18 protein-coding genes and 1 other annotated feature are annotated in these 19109 nt (G+C 46.7%); all 18 genes read left to right on the forward strand.

Going from position 1 to position 19109, the window contains the following annotated elements; all coding sequences use genetic code 11:
- Nucleotides 1-48 precede the first annotated feature (48 nt).
- The 18 genes from spoVE (at nt 49) to ileS (ending at nt 19067) form a co-directional block, all read left to right on the forward strand.
- Nucleotides 49-1146, forward strand: coding sequence for a stage V sporulation protein E (gene spoVE / locus ACFQZR_RS02790; RefSeq protein WP_379342655.1), 1098 nt, complete (start codon nt 49-51; stop codon nt 1144-1146).
- A gap of 5 nt (nt 1147-1151) precedes the next feature.
- Nucleotides 1152-2264, forward strand: coding sequence for an undecaprenyldiphospho-muramoylpentapeptide beta-N-acetylglucosaminyltransferase (murG, locus tag ACFQZR_RS02795; protein ID WP_379342657.1), 1113 nt, complete (start codon nt 1152-1154; stop codon nt 2262-2264).
- Between the two features lie 187 nt (nt 2265-2451).
- Nucleotides 2452-3357, forward strand: coding sequence for a UDP-N-acetylmuramate dehydrogenase (murB, locus tag ACFQZR_RS02800; RefSeq protein WP_379342659.1), 906 nt, complete (start codon nt 2452-2454; stop codon nt 3355-3357).
- A gap of 16 nt (nt 3358-3373) precedes the next feature.
- Nucleotides 3374-4657, forward strand: coding sequence for a UDP-N-acetylglucosamine 1-carboxyvinyltransferase (gene murA / locus ACFQZR_RS02805; protein ID WP_379342661.1), 1284 nt, complete (start codon nt 3374-3376; stop codon nt 4655-4657).
- A 60-nt stretch (nt 4658-4717) separates the two neighbouring features.
- Nucleotides 4718-5482 (forward strand): cell division protein FtsQ/DivIB, encoded by a 765-nt coding sequence (locus ACFQZR_RS02810; protein WP_379342663.1) that lies wholly within the window; start codon nt 4718-4720, stop codon nt 5480-5482.
- 177 nt (nt 5483-5659) lie between these two features.
- Nucleotides 5660-6904, forward strand: coding sequence for a cell division protein FtsA (ftsA, locus tag ACFQZR_RS02815; protein ID WP_379342665.1), 1245 nt, complete (start codon nt 5660-5662; stop codon nt 6902-6904).
- A gap of 58 nt (nt 6905-6962) precedes the next feature.
- Complete coding sequence (gene ftsZ / locus ACFQZR_RS02820) at nt 6963-8078, forward strand: cell division protein FtsZ (protein ID WP_379342667.1); 1116 nt, start codon at nt 6963-6965, stop codon at nt 8076-8078.
- Nucleotides 8079-8273: 195 nt separating this feature from the next.
- A complete protein-coding gene (gene spoIIGA / locus ACFQZR_RS02825; protein WP_379342669.1) occupies nt 8274-9203 on the forward strand; it encodes a sigma-E processing peptidase SpoIIGA in 930 nt (309 codons plus the stop codon).
- 18 nt (nt 9204-9221) lie between these two features.
- Nucleotides 9222-9944, forward strand: a complete 723-nt coding sequence (gene sigE, locus ACFQZR_RS02830; protein ID WP_018756671.1) for an RNA polymerase sporulation sigma factor SigE — start codon at nt 9222-9224, stop codon at nt 9942-9944.
- 129 nt (nt 9945-10073) lie between these two features.
- Nucleotides 10074-10856, forward strand: coding sequence for an RNA polymerase sporulation sigma factor SigG (sigG, locus tag ACFQZR_RS02835; protein ID WP_018756670.1), 783 nt, complete (start codon nt 10074-10076; stop codon nt 10854-10856).
- A gap of 168 nt (nt 10857-11024) precedes the next feature.
- Entirely contained in the window at nt 11025-11351 is a 327-nt protein-coding gene (locus ACFQZR_RS02840; RefSeq protein WP_379342672.1) for a YlmC/YmxH family sporulation protein, read from the forward strand.
- A gap of 348 nt (nt 11352-11699) precedes the next feature.
- Nucleotides 11700-12548, forward strand: a complete 849-nt coding sequence (pgeF, locus tag ACFQZR_RS02845; protein ID WP_379342674.1) for a peptidoglycan editing factor PgeF — start codon at nt 11700-11702, stop codon at nt 12546-12548.
- A gap of 7 nt (nt 12549-12555) precedes the next feature.
- A complete protein-coding gene (locus ACFQZR_RS02850) occupies nt 12556-13248 on the forward strand; it encodes a YggS family pyridoxal phosphate-dependent enzyme (RefSeq protein ID WP_379342676.1) in 693 nt (230 codons plus the stop codon).
- The gene (locus ACFQZR_RS02855; RefSeq protein ID WP_379342678.1) at nt 13248-13688 is read left to right on the forward strand and encodes a cell division protein SepF; all 441 of its coding nucleotides are present in this window, start codon (nt 13248-13250) and stop codon (nt 13686-13688) included. Before ACFQZR_RS02850 ends, ACFQZR_RS02855 begins: the two co-directional genes overlap by 1 nt.
- A 42-nt stretch (nt 13689-13730) precedes the next feature.
- The gene (locus tag ACFQZR_RS02860; protein ID WP_040674986.1) at nt 13731-13976 is read left to right on the forward strand and encodes a YggT family protein; all 246 of its coding nucleotides are present in this window, start codon (nt 13731-13733) and stop codon (nt 13974-13976) included.
- Nucleotides 13977-13983: 7 nt separating this feature from the next.
- Nucleotides 13984-14763, forward strand: coding sequence for a YlmH family RNA-binding protein (locus tag ACFQZR_RS02865; protein WP_379342680.1), 780 nt, complete (start codon nt 13984-13986; stop codon nt 14761-14763).
- A gap of 86 nt (nt 14764-14849) precedes the next feature.
- Complete coding sequence (locus ACFQZR_RS02870) at nt 14850-15365, forward strand: DivIVA domain-containing protein (protein ID WP_379342682.1); 516 nt, start codon at nt 14850-14852, stop codon at nt 15363-15365.
- A gap of 265 nt (nt 15366-15630) precedes the next feature.
- Nucleotides 15631-15910 (forward strand) — a binding site (T-box leader).
- Between the two features lie 61 nt (nt 15911-15971).
- Nucleotides 15972-19067 (forward strand): isoleucine--tRNA ligase, encoded by a 3096-nt coding sequence (gene ileS / locus ACFQZR_RS02875; RefSeq protein WP_379342684.1) that lies wholly within the window; start codon nt 15972-15974, stop codon nt 19065-19067.
- Nucleotides 19068-19109 lie beyond the last annotated feature (42 nt).

Genomic DNA, 19109 nt, shown 5'->3' on the forward strand with positions numbered 1-19109 from the left:
GGGGGGCATGTTCAAGCCCTCACATTTAAATGTAAGGGTGTGCCTGCCATGTCAAAAACTCGTTCCGCGCCAGATATTTGGCTGATCTTCTCGATCCTCGCATTGCTCGGCATCGGAATGGTGATGGTGTACAGTGCCGGAGCTGTTGTGGGATTCCACGCGCACGGCGACTCGTTCTATTTTGTGAAGCGCCAGTTGCTATTTGCCGTACTTGGATTAATCGCGATGTATTTTACGATGAACACAGACTATTGGGTTTGGAAGAAGTATGCGAAGGTGGCATTGCTCATCTGCTTCGCATTGCTCGTCATTGTGTTAATCCCGGGGATTGGGGCTGTACGGGGAGGTGCTCGAAGCTGGCTTGGAATAAGCTCCTTTGGAATCCAGCCCTCTGAGTTTATGAAGCTAGCAATGATCCTGTTCCTATCGAAGCTGCTCGCAGATCGTCAGAAGGAACTTGAGTCGTTTGTACGAGGTTTGCTTCCGCCGCTTGCCATTATGGGGCTCGCATTTGGACTTATTATGTTACAACCCGATCTTGGTACGGGTACGGTGATGGTCGGAGCCTCGCTTATTGTTATTTATTCGGCAGGTGCGCAAATTCGGCATCTGGTTTCTCTAGCGATGGTGGGGGTTGTGGGGTTTGTTGGTCTTGTCTTGGCTGCGCCGTATCGGCTTGCCCGAATTACATCCTTCCTAGACCCATGGAGTGATCCGCTTGGAGCTGGGTACCAGATCATTCAATCGCTGTATGCGATTGGGCCAGGAGGATTCGTTGGACTCGGACTCGGCATGAGCCGCCAGAAGTACAGCTACGTACCGGAGCCGCAGACGGATTTTATTTTCTCGATCCTGGCGGAGGAACTTGGGTTTATTGGCGGGATGACAGTCTTATTATTATTTCTTATTTTAGTCTGGCGCGGGATGCGCGTAGCGATGACGATATCTGATCCGTTCGGAAGTTTCCTTGCGGTTGGCATCGTTGGTATGTTCGCTGTGCAAGTCATTATTAACATTGGTGTAGTTATTGGACTGATGCCGGTTACGGGCATTACATTGCCTTTAATCAGCTATGGGGGTTCTTCTCTGACGTTAATGCTGACCGCGTTAGGCATTTTACTCAATATATCCCGTTACGCGAGGTGAGTGTCATGCGAGTTGTACTCAGCGGCGGCGGCACCGGAGGGCATATCTATCCGGCTGTTGCGATTGCGAGACAATGTCAAGCAGAACATCCAGATACGAAAATTTTATACATAGGGACAACGAAGGGGCTTGAGAGCACGTTAGTTCCGAAAGAAAATATACCATTCGAATCCATTGAAATTACAGGATTCCGCCGGAAGTTATCACTTGATAACGTCAGGACAGTATTACGGTTCATCCAAGGGGTTAATCGTTCGAAGAAATTGCTCCAGCAATTTAAACCAGACGTTGTGATTGGAACGGGTGGATACGTATGTGGACCGGTCGTATACGCGGCTTCGAAGCTGGGCATTCCAACGCTGATCCATGAACAGAATGCCATTCCTGGACTTACGAATAAATTTTTGAGCCGCTACACAGATACGGTGGCACTAAGCTTCCCAGAATCCAAGGAGCATTTCGGTAAAGGCAAACATGTTCTATACACGGGTAATCCGCGTGCAACGGCAGTCTTTAAGGCCAATCGCCGCAAAGGTTATGACGTGCTAGGGATCCCTGAAGGCCGGCGAGTTGTGATGGTTGTCGGTGGGAGCCGTGGGGCGAGAGCGATCAATGATGCAATGGTTCAGATGGCACCTGCGCTTGCACGTCTATCAGATGTGCATTTCGTCTATGTAACTGGAGAGAGTTATTATGCAAGCACGAAGGAGCGCATCGAGCAAGCGGTGAGTCCTATGCCGAAGAATTTACAGGTGTTGCCTTACATTCATAACATGCCGGACGTACTGGCTGCGACATCACTTGTCATCGGCCGATCTGGTGCATCGTCTCTTGCGGAGCTGACAGCATTAGGGATCCCATCCATACTCATTCCTTCACCGAATGTAACGAATAATCATCAAGAAGCTAACGCGCGTTCCTTGGAGCGGGCGAATGCGGCAGAAGTGATTTTAGAGAAGGATTTAGATGGTGAGCGATTGTTCGCTCGCGTAGAAGCTATTATGAGAGATAAAATTCGGTTCGAGCAAATGTCGCAAGGTGCGCGTTCCCTTGGCCAACCGGATTCAGCAGAAATCATTGTTCGTGAATTGCAGCGTTTAGCGCAGAACAATAAATAAATACAACGAGAATTTGCACACAAGAGAAGAACTTAGGCGATTGTCACACTCCCCCTCAGTCTGACATAAGATACTCTATAATCGTGACAGACATTCATGAGTTCCGGTTTATTCACACCGATTTGGAGTCGTATTCATGCCTGATGACGCTTCTCTTATTGAGATGCATAGAAGGAGGGTTCATTAGATGCAGCCGTTTATAACAGAATTAACTTCCGCGAACGTCGGTAAGGTGCTCTATAATGAGCCGTTAGCGAATTATACGACTTGGAAAATCGGAGGGCCTGCAGATGTCCTCATCATACCGGGCGGAAAAGAACAACTGGTGAAAACGGTCAAGCTGCTGCATAAGCATGGGATTCCTTGGACCCCTATTGGTAAAGGATCCAATATGCTCGTGACCGACAAAGGCATCCGAGGTGTTGTGATCAAGTTAGGTGAAGGAATGGATCACATCCAATTTACCGGTGATGAGGTTCGTGTCGGCGGCGCTTATTCTTTTATCACACTCAGCATTAAGGCGGGAAAAGAAGGCTTAGCGGGCTTGGAATTCGCAGGGGGCATTCCAGGAACGGTTGGCGGTGCTGTATACATGAATGCTGGAGCTCATGGATCAGATGTGTCACGTATATTAAAGGAAGCTGAGATTGTACTGGAGACCGGGGAATTGGTACGGTATACCACTTCGGAGATGCAATTTGCTTATCGACACTCCATCTTACAAGAGGTGAAGGGAATTGTTCTTGAAGCAACCTTCCAGCTCGAGCATGGAGATCGGAAAGAAATCGCGGCCGCTATGGCATCGTATAAAGAACGTCGAAGAAAAACACAGCCTTATCAGTTGCCATGCTGTGGCAGCGTATTTCGAAATCCGCCGAATGATTTCTCTGCGAGACTGATTCAAGAAGCGGGCTTGAAAGGTTATCGTGTTGGAGGCGCTGAAGTCTCGACGTTACACGCCAATTTCATTGTGAATACCGGGCAAGCGACAGCTAGAGATGTTCTCACCCTAATCGAGGAGATAAGGCAGACGATCCAGTCGAAGTATGGGATTTCGTTAGTGCCGGAAGTGTTGGTCGTGGGTGAGCGGTAAACTCGGAGGTGATACATTGGACAAATTGGTGATTGAGGGAGGGAGACCCCTATCAGGAACCATTCGTATCCATGGAGCGAAAAATGCCGCATTGCCGATTCTTGCAGCAAGCCTTCTGACGCGTGGAAGAATACAGCTTCATAATGTTCCGAAACTGCTGGATATTCAGGTCATGCTGCAAATCTTAGAGGATATTGGTTGTGAGACGCAGCATATCAACGATACCGTCGTTATTGATACAACCGAAGCGAATTCCTCGCATGTTCCGGAATCCTTAATGAAGCAAATGCGGTCTTCCATATTTTTGATGGGTCCGCTGCTGGCTCGTTTTGGGGAAGTGCAGATATATCAGCCTGGGGGCTGTGCGATCGGCGAGCGTAAGATTGATCTGCATCTCTGTGGACTTATGGAGCTCGGTGCTCAAATATTGCAGACGGATCAACGCATTATTTGCAGGGCGGAACAACTGATAGGCGCGAATATCCATTTAGACTTCCCTAGCGTTGGCGCGACGGAGAATATTATGATGGCGGCTGTCTTAGCCAAGGGCACGACAGTCATAACGAATGCGGCAAGAGAACCGGAAATTGGGGATTTGCAGAATTTCTTGAATCGGTTAGGCGCCCGAATTGTCGGAGCGGGAACAGATACGATCACAATTGTGGGGGTTGAGGAACTGACACCTTGTTCATACGAGGTGATCCCGGATCGCATTGTCGCGGGGACGTTTATGATCGCTGCAGCAGCCACCAGAGGCAATGTCACGCTAACGCATGTAAATGCATCGCATTTAACATCTCTAATCCATGTATTAAGGCGTGCCGGTGTTGAAGTGGCAGTAGACGATGATATAATACAAGTAAGCAGTAAGGCGAGACCTATCGCTGTTGAACGTATCGTGACTTCGCCTTATCCGGCATTTCCAACCGATTTACAATCTCAGATTATGGTACTGCTGTCGTTGTCGGACGGATTTAGCATTATGAAAGAGACGATTTTCGAAGGTCGATTCAAACATGTCGACGAGCTGACACGGATGGGTGCGGACATCCGAACAGATTTGAATTCTGCTTTTATCCGGGGTGTAAACCGATTGTTCGGAGCAACGGTTGAAGCAACGGATTTACGGGCAGGGGCAGCGCTTGTCATCGCTGGATTGGCTGCGCAAGGGAAGACAATTATCGAACAAGTGCATCATATCGACCGCGGCTATGATCAGATTGAACGATTGTTCTCAAGTCTTGGGGCAACGATATATCGTGAATCGCAAGTAGCAAGGCAGCTTGACTTTGCAAATTAACCGCCTTCATCCCCTTCGCGAGTGCTGGAGGGGATCGAGGCTTTTATAGGTGGTATAGAAATGGTTAAGCAGCTCCCCGTATTAAAAGAGAAAAAAGTAAAGAAGAACACCAGCAGAAAGCTGCTTCTTATTCTGCTACTTCTTTTTGTCGTCATTCTAGCTGTTCTATTCTTTCGTTCGTCCGTGAGCAAGATTTCAGAGATTCAGATCACAGGTAACGATATGGTAGCAAAAGAAGAGCTGATCCTGAAAAGCGGACTTCATGTGGGAGATCAGTTTTTTGGGACAAGCAAGGGAACGATCCGCGATCGGATTCGAGAACTAAAGGCCGTTGAAGACGTAAAGATTGAACTTCAATTCCCGGGTGTCATCCATATCGATGTTCAAGAATTTCCAACGGTAGCGTATCAAATATCACAAGAAAACGGGCAGATTGCAGGTATACTTTCTAATGGGACGAATGTCTTGCTGCAGAAGGATCATATCCTCGTAGAGAAGCCAATTCTAACCCAGTGGAAGTCGGAGGATCCGCTTCTTGCACAACTGTGTAAACAGTTAGCGCTTATCCCTGATGAGCTGCTCACCGATATTTCTGAGATTATCCCCGACCCCACGAAAGCTTACCCGGATCGCATCAAGATGTATACCCGTTCACAGTTCGAAATTACTACATCCATTTCCTTATTAAAGGATAAGGTTGAGTATTTGAATAAAGTGATCGAGACACAGCAACCGGGTCAAATTACGATGCTAGCAGCAGATACGTATAAGCCGTTTGACCGCGTAACGTCGGACATTGAGCCGGAAAAAGAGACTACTCAATAATGTGAAAAAATGTTAGAATGGTAGTTATAGGTTTGTCCTCCTTTTTTTAATTTTGGTAAACATTTACCAATAAAAAAATTGTAGAAAAAAGAGGGAATACATAAAATTTGTTGAATATGTACAGAGTGTCATACAATATTACTATTATACTTAGGTAGAAATAGGAGGTGCCACAGATTGAGCAACGGTGACATCATTGTTAGTTTGGACATCGGTACATCCAAAGTTCGAGCTATTATCGGTGAAATGAACAATGGAACCTTTAATATTATTGGAGTTGGATCTGCCGACTCGGAAGGTATTCGAAAAGGAGCAATTGTAGATATTGACCAGACGGTACAGTCGATTCGCAATGCTGTCGATCATGCAGAACGTATGGTTGGCATTCAAATATCGGAAGTTTTTGTCGGAATTTCAGGAAATCATATTGGGCTTCAATCGAGTCATGGCGTAGTTGCGGTGTCAAATGAAGATCGTGAGATCGGTGATGAAGATATTGAACGGGTGTTAAAAGCTGCGGAAGTGATTGCTCTCCCACCTGAGCGAGAGATTATTGACGTGGTTGCCAAACAATATGTTGTTGACGGGCTTGAAGGTATTCAAGACCCACGCGGCATGATTGGCGTACGCCTGGAAGTTGAAGCAACGATCATTACGGGCGCGAAGACAGCGATACATAACTTACTTCGATGTGTTGAAAAAGCAGGCTTGAAAGTAAAAGATCTAGTGCTTATGTCACTAGCAGCTGGGCAGTTAGCATTGTCCAAGGACGAGAAGACGATGGGATCCATTCTTGTCGATATCGGTGCAGGCGCGACGACCATTGCCGTATTCCAGAATGGGGCGATGATCGCAACTTCGACTTTGCCAATTGGCGGCGAATTCGTCACCAATGATATTGCCTACGGGCTTCGTACATTGACTGACCAAGCGGAGCGCGTGAAGCTGAAGTTCGGATGCGCTTATGGCCCGGATGCAGCTGAGGATCAAGTCTTCAAAGTCATTCGGATTGGCAGTAATGTCGAGAAAGAATTCTCCCAATTAGATCTAGCGGCGATTATTGAACCTCGCGTTCAGGAAATCTTCCAAATGGTGCGTCAAGAGGTTAAGAGATTAGGATATAGCGAGATGCCAGGCGGATATATCTTAACAGGTGGAACGGTATGTATGTCAGGCGTGTTAACAGTTGCCCAAGCGGAACTGAAAGCGACTGTCCGCATTGCGGTTCCTGATTTTATCGGTGTGCGTGACCCTGGCTACACGAGCGGTGTTGGTATTATCCATAGTGTTATTCGTACGGTTAGAATGCGTAATGCTTCGCCTGCGAAGAAAGCTGCGAATCGTCCCAAAGCGCCGAAGAGTGAGGAAGAAAAGCCGGGAATTTTTGATCGTATGAAGAAATTTTTTGAGGATTTCATATAAGATGTCAGGCATGAAGATATCCTGGGCAGTCTAGCGCAATGAGGGGGAGATGAAGATTATGTTGGAATTTGATTTTGAGATGGACTCGTTAGCCCAAATAAAGGTCATTGGCGTGGGTGGCGGCGGTAGTAACGCAGTCAACCGAATGATTGATAATGGCGTCAAGGGCGTAGAATTTATTACTGTAAATACCGATGCTCAAGCGCTTCATTTGGCAAAATCCGAGCATCGTTTGCAAATTGGTGATAAATTAACACGTGGACTTGGAGCAGGTGCGAACCCTGATGTGGGGAAGAAAGCTGCTGAAGAATCCCGTGAAGCGATTATGAATACACTGCGCGGTGCAGACATGGTGTTCGTTACTGCGGGTATGGGTGGCGGAACAGGTACGGGCGCTGCTCCAGTCATTGCTGAAATCGCTAGAGAATGCGGTGCATTAACTGTTGGGGTCGTAACACGTCCTTTCTCGTTCGAAGGCCGCAAACGTTCCACGCAAGCAGAGCTCGGTATAGAAGCACTGAAAGAAAAAGTAGACACACTTATTGTCATTCCGAACGATCGCCTATTGGAGATGGTGGATAAGAAGACACCAATGCTTGAAGCATTCCGTGAAGTCGATAACGTATTGCGTCAAGCGGTACAAGGTATTTCTGACTTGATCGCTGAACCAGCGTTAATCAACCTTGACTTTGCAGACGTGAAGACGATCATGACGGAACGCGGCTCTGCATTGATGGGGATTGGCGTTGCGAATGGAGAGAACCGCGCGGCCGAAGCTGCGCGCAAAGCGATTATGAGTCCACTTCTCGAGACCTCGATCGAAGGTGCTCGTGGTGTCATCATGAACATCACTGGCGGTATGAATTTATCCTTGTATGAAGTCAATGAAGCGGCTGAAATTGTTATCTCGGCATCCGATCCAGAAGTAAATATGATTTTCGGTGCGAGGATTGAAGAAGACATGAAAGACGATATCAAAGTAACAGTCATCGCAACAGGGTTCGAATCTAAACCGGTTAACATCCCTGGTCGCAGACCTGTGACTGCTGCACAACCGGAAGAGGCTCCAGAGACTCGTTCTGCAAGTCAATTGCGTCCATTTGGCAATCAGCCGGCAGGCGATCAATTGGATATTCCGACTTTCCTACGCAATCGTCCTCGTCATAATGATTAATTTCTTCTATTAGAGCCCATTTTACAGAATCCAAATTCTGTGAGATGGGCTTTTTTTCATGACCTATGATTATCCCTCGGTTTGTTTCTTCGACAAAAAAAGATGCACAGCTTCCCCATGTTTAGACAGACTTTGAATATGAGGTTTAATATACTAGTTTCATCCGTTGCCAAGTTCGATGGATAGGGTGAGGCGGTGAAGCGACTGGTTGTATATCTTGATCTCATTTTTCTCATGAATTTGCTCATTGATGGAGCATTATTATGGACAACGGCCTGGATGAGGAAATTAAAACCACGAATCTGGCGCTTGATCGCAGCGTCAATTCTAGGTGCCTCTTATGTCGTGATGATGTTCGCACCTGCATTATCTTTCTTGTTTACGTTTCTGATTAAATTCATGATGTCTTTGGGAATGCTCTGGATTGCTTTTGGTTTTATCAGCCTACAAAACTACTTACGCAATATGGCTGCATTCTATGTCATAAATTTTGTGGCAGCAGGAGGCATACTAGGGCTCCATTACTTGATGCAGAATTCTGGCGATGTGTTAAATGGCATCTGGTTCTCGCACTCCGGTGGATTTCAATTTAACTTGAAGATTGGGTTTTGGATTATTGCAATTGGACTTGTCATGACGTTCCTCTTATACCGTATGGTGATACGCAGCCGCGCGAACAAAGAGGCTATGACGCAATTTCTCGCACAAGTGGAGGTCTGGATCGATCAAGATCAGTCAAGCTGTGTCGGACTCATTGATACGGGGAATCAACTTACCGATCCATTAACGCGAAGCCCTGTCATTGTGATGGAGGCAGGACTTTGGTTTAATGCTTTTCCCGAAGGATGGATTGATCGGCTTCGTGATCTCTCTGCAGATCAATGGATTATGGAAATGCAAGACGCATCTGTTCCATGGCAAGATCGACTCCGAATGGTACCTTATCGCGGGGTGAATCGTGGTAGTACACAGTGGATGATCGCGGTTAAACCAGATAAAGTCGTCCTTACCCATGGGGGAACCACCACAGAATGTACGAAGGTATTGATCGGGCTTGATGGCGGTAAGCTGTCGTCGGATGGCAGTTATCAGGCGATTTTGCATAGCGCGCTATTTCATCATTAATGTCTAGGAGGAGACGGAATGCTCTTAAAACTGAAATTGACAATGCAATTGAACTATTACCGGTTTCTTTTTTTGCTAGGGTTGAAGAGCGAAGAGATTTATTATATTGGCGGCAGCGAGGCCCTTCCTCCACCACTTACGCGTGAGGAAGAAGAATATTTGCTTACGAGACTGTCATCAGGTGATACGGCGATCCGGGCGATGCTGATCGAACGCAATCTGCGACTTGTTGTATATATCGCGCGCAAGTTCGAGAATACAGGTATCAACATTGAAGATTTGGTATCGATCGGTGCGATTGGTCTCATCAAAGCCGTCAATACGTTCGATCCTGACAAGAAGATTAAGCTAGCGACTTATGCATCACGGTGTATAGAGAATGAGATTCTGATGTATTTACGTCGTAATAGCAAGATCCGTACCGAGGTATCTTTTGACGAACCGCTTAATATCGATTGGGATGGGAACGAGCTCCTGCTCTCCGATGTCCTAGGGACAGAGAATGACACGATTTACCGGAATATCGAGGAACAGGTGGACCGTAAACTTTTACATAAAGCATTGGATAAACTATCGGATCGTGAACGTGTCATCATGGAGCTGCGGTTCGGATTGACCGATGGGGAAGAGAAGACGCAGAAGGATGTTGCGGATATGCTCGGCATCTCCCAGTCTTACATTTCACGGCTGGAGAAGCGAATTATTAAACGGCTGCGAAAAGAATTTAATAAGATGGTGTAACCTATATCGGGCGCGGAGTAGACGTCGAATTGGGTCGAAGACGTGTCGAAATGCATCCTGAAAAAGGAATAAAAAAACAGCCCACGGAGATAATGTACATTAATGTTTCTCCTTGGGAGGTTGTACACGATGACCCGAAATAAAGTCGAGATTTGTGGTGTGGATACTGCAAAACTGCCAGTTCTAACGAACGCGGAAATGCGCGAATTATTCGTCGCCTTACAACAACAAAATGAACGAGCAGCAAGAGAGAAATTAGTGAATGGCAATCTAAGGCTCGTGCTAAGTGTCATTCAACGATTTAACAATCGTGGGGAATTTGTTGACGATCTGTTCCAGGTCGGCTGCATCGGTCTGATGAAAGCGATCGATAATTTCGATCTTGGTCAGAATGTTAAATTCTCTACGTATGCCGTGCCGATGATTATTGGTGAGATTCGGCGTTATCTTCGGGATAATAACCCGATCCGTGTCTCACGCTCGCTTCGCGATATTGCGTATAAAGCGCTTCAGGTTCGCGACAGCTTAACGAATAAGAACGCGCGTGAACCGACGATCTTCGAAATCTCAGAGGCGCTGAACGTCCCGAAAGAGGATGTTGTATTCGCTCTTGATGCCATTCAAGATCCGGTATCGCTATTCGAGCCGATCTATCATGATGGCGGAGACCCGATTTATGTGATGGACCAGATCAGTGATGATAAGAATAAGGATGTATCTTGGATTGAAGAGATTGCACTTCGTGAAGCGATGCGCAAACTGAACGATCGTGAGAAAATGATCTTATCTATGCGGTTTTTCGAAGGGAAGACTCAGATGGAAGTGGCAGAGGAGATTGGCATATCCCAGGCACAGGTATCGAGACTTGAGAAATCGGCCATTAATCAGATGCAGAAGCATGTCAAATCGTGAATCTCTTGTTGCATGCAAAGTCCTAACGTGAATTCGTTAGGGCTTTTTTTGAAGTTTGTGTGCAGCCACGGTTTTCTTTTAAGGATCAGGACATTTTACGTCTTTTCCACATATATTTAGGATATATGGATTCGAACCCTAAAATTAAAAGATTAGTGGTGATGACGGGTGAAGATATCGGATTTTCAGACGAAGGATGTTATTAATATTGTGGACGGGAAGAAGCTCGGGCAAATCTCAGATCTCGAGCTGGATTTGCGTCAAGGGCGCATCAACTCGATTGTCGTGCCGAACTATAATAAATTTCTTGGTCTATTTGGCGGTGGCAACGACCTCGTAATCCCTTGGCGAAATATTGTGAAGATCGGCGCGGATGTTGTCCTTGTCAAAATGGAGGAGACACGGGTCACCAAGCAGGACGAATATGAGCCGGCTTCAGACCGATACGAGAGGCTAGACCCGATGATGCGAGAGACAAGATCGTACCCTAGTTAGTGCGTGTTCAAAAAGTCGGGTTTTCAGCACCTGAGCGTTTTCGCAGAAAACTGACATCGTAAGCATATGCCCAGGTTGCGAGAATCCTCGGATTATGCTTCCGTAGCGAGTTTTTCTTCGAAAAACTTTAAGGAGGAACGGAGTTTAGGCAAAACCTAAATGAGTACCTGAAATGTTTCCGAAGGGAACATACGTCGTAAGCATATGCTCTTCGAGGATGATCGCAAGATTCGATGTCGAATACGCTTCATGAAATACTTCGTGATCAAAAGACGACATTTTGAACAACCTCTAGTTAGTGAAAAGTAGCGCCGGCATATGGTACACTAGGGTTGAGGTGAATGAATAATGGAACCATTCGTACAACAGACTAGACCATCAGCACCTGCTCTATTTATGCTGGAACCTTGGGTATCGAAGGGATCAGATATTACAGCAGGTTTTTCTTCGAAAAATGGCGGTGTCAGCAGCGGCCCGTATGACTCCTTAAATTGTGCCTTTCACGTTCATGACCGGGATGAAGATGTCATTCGGAATCGGGAAGCGATTGCGGATGTGCTGCAGCTTCCATTCGAGGCGTGGACTTGCGGTGAACAAGTGCATAGCAATCATGTGTTTGAAGTCAAAGCGGAACATCAAGGACTAGGACGTATGACAAGAGCGTCGGCTATCCAAGATACGGATGCATTGATTACAAATGTACCCGGCGTGTGGCTGACCTCTTTTTACGCCGATTGCGTTCCTTTATACTTCTGGGATCCTGTAGTGCGTGCAGTGGGGCTAGCCCATGCAGGCTGGAAAGGGACGGTATTAGAGATCGCCGGGAAGACGATTGAGAAGATGGGGGAAGCTTACGGCTCAATCCCGAGCAATATACGTACTGCGATTGGACCTTCAATCGGCGCCTGCTGCTATGAGGTGGATGAGCATGTCATGCAGCATGTAGAGGATTTTGCGCATACGTTCTCGCTGACAGATCAAGACCCTCCAATTTATATTGCAAAGCCGAACGGGAAGTTCATGCTTGACTTGAAACAATTTAATCGACAGATTATGATAAAAGCAGGAATTTTACCGACAAATATCGAATGTTCTACGTGGTGTACAAGTTGTCAAGAGGAGGATTTCTTCTCACATCGACGCGATCAAGGGAGAACAGGTCGAATGATCAGCTGGATCGCAATAGAAAAGGAGTGATCTTCGCATGGCATTGCAAGAGCGAATCGAGCTCGTGGAGCAGCGCGTGAATGAAGCATGTCGGCGTAGTGGCAGACTTCGTGAAGATGTACATATCATTGCAGTAACGAAATATGTTTCACTCGCGATGACAGAATCCGTGCTGAAGCATGGATTAGAGCATATTGGTGAGAACCGTTGGCAGAATGCTGAAGAAAAGTGGAATGCGTTAGGGAATCAAGGAACCTGGCATTTTATCGGTCATTTGCAGACGAACAAAGTGAAGGATGTCATAGGCAAGTTCGCTTATATTCATTCATTGGACAGGCTGTCGCTTGCAAAGGAATTGAATAACAAAGCGGAAGCGCTACAGATGGATGTGAATTGCTTCGTCCAAGTGAATGTCTCCGGAGAGACATCGAAATATGGACTTGAGCCGGAGCAGCTGGTTCCATTCATTAAGGAAATGCAAGCATACCCTCGAATTCATATTGCCGGACTGATGACGATGGCGCCATTCGAGTATGAAGCAGAACAGACACGACCGGTCTTTCGCGGATTGCGAACTCTACGGGATGAGCTTAACCAGCTTGCAATCACAGAAGACCCCATTCAACACCTTTCCATGGGTATGTCCAATGATTTTGAGGTGGCAATTGAAGAGGGAGCAACTTGGATTCGACTCGGCTCTATTTTAGTAGGGGATAAGGAGGAAGTGTAATGGGCGTTATGAATCGATTTATGAATTTTCTGGGACTGCAAGAGGAAGAAGAAGTGGTCGAACGGGAGAAGATAACGCACGAAGAAGAACAAGAAGTTGAAACCCCGAGCTTTGAATCACGTAAAAATGTAAAAGCAAGTAATGTGGTCAGCATCCACTCGCAGAAAAATGCCAAGGTGGTGCTCTATGAGCCACGTTCGTATGACGAAGCGCAAGAAATTGCAGACCATCTGCGTTCTCGCCGTTCTGTCGTTGTGAACTTGCAGCGGATTCGTAAAGATCAGGCGATGCGTATTATCGATTTCTTGAGCGGGACGGTCTATGCTTTGAATGGGAACATCTCGAAGCTTGGCATCAATATCTTTATGTGCACACCGGACACCGTTGAAATTCAAGGCGCAATCTCCGAAATCTTATCCGAGGAACAAGACTATAGCTAAAAGAGGTGACTGATTTTGGGGCAAATTGATTACTACATTTCCATGATTGGACAGATTTATTTATACATGATCATCGTGTATGTACTACTCTCTTGGGTGCCGAATGCGCGCGAGAGCTTTGTCGGGAATTTGCTTGCGAAGCTGGTCGAGCCGTATTTGAACCCGTTTCGTAAAATTATTCCGCCAATCGGAGGCATGCTAGACATTTCACCGGTTGTTGCGTTGTTCGTTCTGCAATTTGTCATTCAGGGTATCATTGCAGTCGTTCATTTCATTATCCCAGGGTGAACCTTCTATGAGTGACATTTACAATCATTTTCATCCGGATGAGAGGCCTTTTGTAGACCGGGCATGGGAGTGGGTTACCAATGCAGGGGAATATCATGAGGCCAAGCTCACCGATTTTCTAGATCCAAGACAAGCTTTTATCGTCCAGACCTTGGTGAATCGGCATCCGGATGTTGCCGTAAGATTTGATGGGGGATACCCTGAGGCAGAGAGACGCCGCGCCTTCATCGCTCCGGATTATCGGCATTTGGAGAGCGAGAAGATGGGACTGGCCGTACTCTCCGTGACTTCTGGTGACCAGAAATTCATCGAACTCGATCATGGCGATTATATGGGCTCTATTCTAGGACTCGGTATGAAGCGGGATAAGATCGGGGATATTCATGTACTCCCATCCGGCTGTCATTGTATAGTGGAAGAGGAGATTAGTAATTATATCAATATACAACTTCGCCAAGTTCACCGGATTCAAGTTCAGACCGAAATTTTTCCGATCGAAAGTCTGCAGACAAGCACTTCACGATTGGAGGAGATGAACTTGACGGTGGCTTCTTTGCGCCTAGATGGGATTGCGAGTGATGCCTTTCGGATCAGTCGTACGAAGATTGTGGTGCCCATTAAGGCGGGCCGTTGTCGTGTCAATTGGAAGGTTGAGGAGGATCCGTCGAAGCCGCTTAAAGTGGGGGACGTTGTTTCTATGCAGGGCTTAGGGCGTTTTAAAGTTCTTGAGATCGATGGCATAACGAAAAAAGGCAGGAATCGTGTGAAAATCGGTAAATTCGTGTAGATCGATTGCAGGAATTTTAGAGTTCTTGTCGAAATGAATAGGCAATAGAAACAAGGTTTGTTGACTTTATAGGAGGTGCAGAGAGGATGCCGTTAACCCCGTTAGACATACATAATAAAGAGTTTGGCCGCAGACTGCGCGGATATGACGAAGATCAAGTGAATGAATTCCTTGATCAAGTAATTAAGGACTATGAGTCCATCATTCGTGAGAATAAAGAACTGCAGAACCAAATTTTCTCCCTGCAAGAGAAATTAGATCACTTCTCGAATATCGAAGAGACACTGAGTAAGACAATCATCGTCGCACAGGAAGCGGCAGATGAAGTGAAGCATAATTCGAAGAAGGAAGCGCAGCTGATTCTTAAGGAAGCTGAGAAGAACGCGGATCGCATTGTGAACGAATCCTTAGTGAAGTCGCGTCGTATTGCACTGGAGGTGGACGAGCTTAAGAAGCAAGCGTCCATTTATCGTGCACGTTTCCGTACGTTAGTGGAAGCACAATTGGAATTGCTTAGCCAAGACGGATGGGAAGCGTTAGAGAACCGGAACCAAGATAATCTCCTTGTTGAGCGTGAGCGGGAGGCGAACGAAGTCTATTAAGATATATGCCTTGATGAATGGCTTCGATGATGGGTTTGACAATTCGGAGCAAAGAGGATATATTATCTTGTAATATTAAAATACAAATAAGAGTTCAAAATTGGCTTTTCAGCACCGAGAAGGTTGTGAGAACCTGAAGAAGGAGGAAACGGAATGTAGGCAAAACCTACATGAGTACCGGACTTCGAGGGTGAACACAAGATTCGATGCCGAGAAAGCTTCTTGGGATCCTTCGTGATCAAAAGACAATTTTTGAACTTCCTTGATAAATTCGTTGATGGGAACAGTAGGTCAGATCCACGTTCACCAGAGAGTTGGCGGTCGGTGCAAGCCAACGGACAGGATTGACGGAAGATCATCCCGGAGAAGCGAAGCTGAACCGTATACAAAAGTAAGCTGAGCCGGTCTTTCCACCGTTAACAGGAACCTGCAGTGGTCCGAGTAATTCGGGTATTGCATGACGAAGGTGCCGTTCTGATGTATGCTGATTCACAGCGCTCACAGACGGAACAAGGGTGGTAACGCGAGCGAACCTCGTCCCTTTTTGGGGATGAGGTTTTTTGGTGTTTATTTTTATTATCTGTAACGAAGAAAGGGTTGTAAGCCATGCGTAAAATTGACGTCAAAGAAAAGGCCCGCGCACGTGAACTGCGTGTACTTGGCAAATGGAACGAAGAGCAGACATTTAAAAAATCAATCGAGAACCGTTCGGGTAAGCCGAACTTTGTATTCTACGAAGGACCTCCGACGGCGAATGGTAAGCCGCATATTGGACACGTATTGGGTCGCGTAATCAAAGACTTTATTGGCCGCTATAAGACGATGTCAGGTTACCGTGTTGTTCGTAAAGCAGGTTGGGATACACATGGGTTGCCGGTTGAACTTGGTGTAGAGAAGCAGCTTGGCATCTCCGGTAAGCAAGAGATTGAGAACTACGGTATCGAAGAATTCGTGAAGAAATGTAAAGCGAGTGTATTCGAGTATGAGAAGCAATGGCGTGAATTAACGGAAGGGATTGCATACTGGACTGATCTCGACCATCCGTACATTACGCTTGAGAACAATTATATTGAGAGTGTGTGGAATATTTTGTCCACGATTCACAATAAAGGACTTCTCTACCGCGGACATCGCGTGAGCCCGTATTGCCCATGCTGTCAGACGACGCTGAGCTCTCATGAAGTGGCGCAAGGCTATGAAGATGTGAAAGATCTATCGGCAACGGTGAAATTCAGATTGAAGGATCAAGAGGAAGCAATTCTCGCTTGGACGACGACACCTTGGACATTGCCTTCGAACGTAGCACTTGCTGTGAATCCGGAGATGGAATATGTCAAGGTGAAGCAGGACGACGAAGTACTCATCGTTGCGAAGAACTTGGTAGAGAAAGCGATCAAGGGTGAATACGAAATCGTAGCAACCGTCCTTGGTTCCGACTTGGTTGGCCTCAAATATACGCCGCCAATGCCTTATGTTAGTGTTGAGAACGGTCATTTCGTGATCGCTGGAGATTTCGTTAGTGATACGAGCGGTACAGGGATTGTTCATATCGCACCAGCACACGGGGAAGATGACTATCGTGTATCCCGTCAGAACAATATCAGCATGCTGAATGTGGTGAATGCATCGGGTCGCTATACGGATGAGGTGACGGATTTTGCAGGACGTTTCGTGAAGGATTGCGATATTGATATCGTTAAAATGTTGTCGGAACGCGGATTGCTCTACTCCAAAGAGAAATATGAGCATAGCTATCCATTCTGCTGGCGTTGTAAATCGCCACTCCTTTACTATGCGATGGAGAGCTGGTTCATTCAGACGACAGCGGTGAAGGATCAGTTGATCGCGAACAACAATGGTGTAGACTGGTACCCTGGTCATATCCGTGAAGGACGTTTTGGTAAATTCCTTGAGGACCTCGTGGATTGGAACATCAGCCGGAATCGTTACTGGGGTACGCCGCTTAACGTATGGGTATGTAATTCATGCCATGGCGAATATGCACCGAACAGTCATGCAGACCTGCGAGCGAAATCGGTATCCCCGATTGCTGAAGATCTTGAATTGCATAAGCCTTACGTCGATGAAGTGAAATTGCATTGTCCACATTGTGAAGGCGGCGTGATGGAACGGACTTCCGAAGTGATCGACGTATGGTTCGATAGTGGATCGATGCCGTTCGCACAGCATCACCATCCATTCGAGAATGAGAAGGAATTCGAAGAGCAGTATCCTGCAGATATGATCTGTGAAGGGGTCGACCAGACACGCGGTTGGTTCTACAGTTTGCTGGCTGTATCCACGTTGTATAACGGGAAAGCACCTTACAAAGCGGTCATCTCGACGGGTCATATCCTAGATGAGAACGGTCAGAAGATGTCGAAGAGTAAAGGGAACGTTATCGACCCATGGGAAATCATCGACGAATTCGGAACAGATGCATTCCGTTGGGCGTTACTATCCGATAGTGCGCCTTGGAACACGAAACGCTTCTCGAAGCAAATCGTGGCTGAAGCGAAATCCAAAGTGATCGACACCATCGTGAATACACATGCATTCTTGGCGCTCTATGCCAATATTGATCAATATGATCCTGCAGCACACCCTGAGCGTCCGTCGCAGAACAAGTTGGATCGCTGGATCTTGTCCCGTCTGAACAGCTTAATGCAGCTCGTTAGCAAAGGGCTTGAAGTGAATGACTTCTTGAACCCTGCGAAAGCGATCGAGACTTTCGTGGATGAGATGAGTAACTGGTATATCCGTCGTTCGCGTGACCGCTTCTGGGGCAGCGAAATGACAGAAGATAAAATTTCAGCGTATCAAACGCTTCGTAACGTACTCTTGAACCTGTCCTTACTCATCGCACCGTATGCGCCGCTCGTTGCGGAAGAAGTATACGGCAACCTTGGCGGTACGAAGGAAAGCGTGCATTTGGATGATTATCCGCAAGCGAATCCTGCGTTGATCGATGCACAGCTGGAGCAAGATATGGAGACGGCACGTCAAATTGTGGAGCTTGCGCGTAACGTTCGTAACGAGACGAGCATTAAGACGCGTCAACCGCTGTCCGAATTGATCGTATCGATGGATCGTGCATTTGACCTTGCGGGCTACGAAGCGATCATCAAGGATGAGATCAACGTCAAAGAAATCCGCATCGAGACAAGTGATAACGGCTTCGTTGACTTCAACTTGAAGCTGAACTTGAAAGTAGCGGGTAAGAAGTACGGTAAGAATGTTGGAGCAATCCAGGGGTACCTGAAGGGATTGGACGTAGCAGCTGCGCGTGACATTGTCGAGCAAGGCAAGTTGGCATTCGTCTCAGCAGAGGGCGATACGCTTGATATTACGAGTGAAGAGCTGCTGATTGAGAAACAAGCCAAAGAAGGCTTTGCATCGGCTTCAGGCTATCAAATCACCGTCGCACTTAACACGGATATTACACCAGAATTGGAGCAAGAAGGCTGGGTACGCGAGGTCGTTCGTGCGATCCAAGATACGCGGAAGAAGCTTGATCTACCAATCGAGAAGCGCGTAAATCTAACGTTACGTGTTGATGAGGAGCTCCAGGCTGCCATTACCGCATTCGAACATGTTCTTCGTGAGAATGTGTTGGTGGAAGAAGTTCAATTCGGAGAAGTTAGCGGTATGGAGAACGTGGAACTTGGTGAGAAATCCATAGGAATTCACATCGAGAAATAATTACCGGTTTTCCGGGCATAATGAAATAGCAAGCATGAAACA

This window comes from Paenibacillus sp. GCM10027629 (assembly GCF_042676425.1).
Classification (GTDB): Bacteria; Bacillota; Bacilli; order Paenibacillales; family Paenibacillaceae; genus Paenibacillus_K; species Paenibacillus_K terrigena.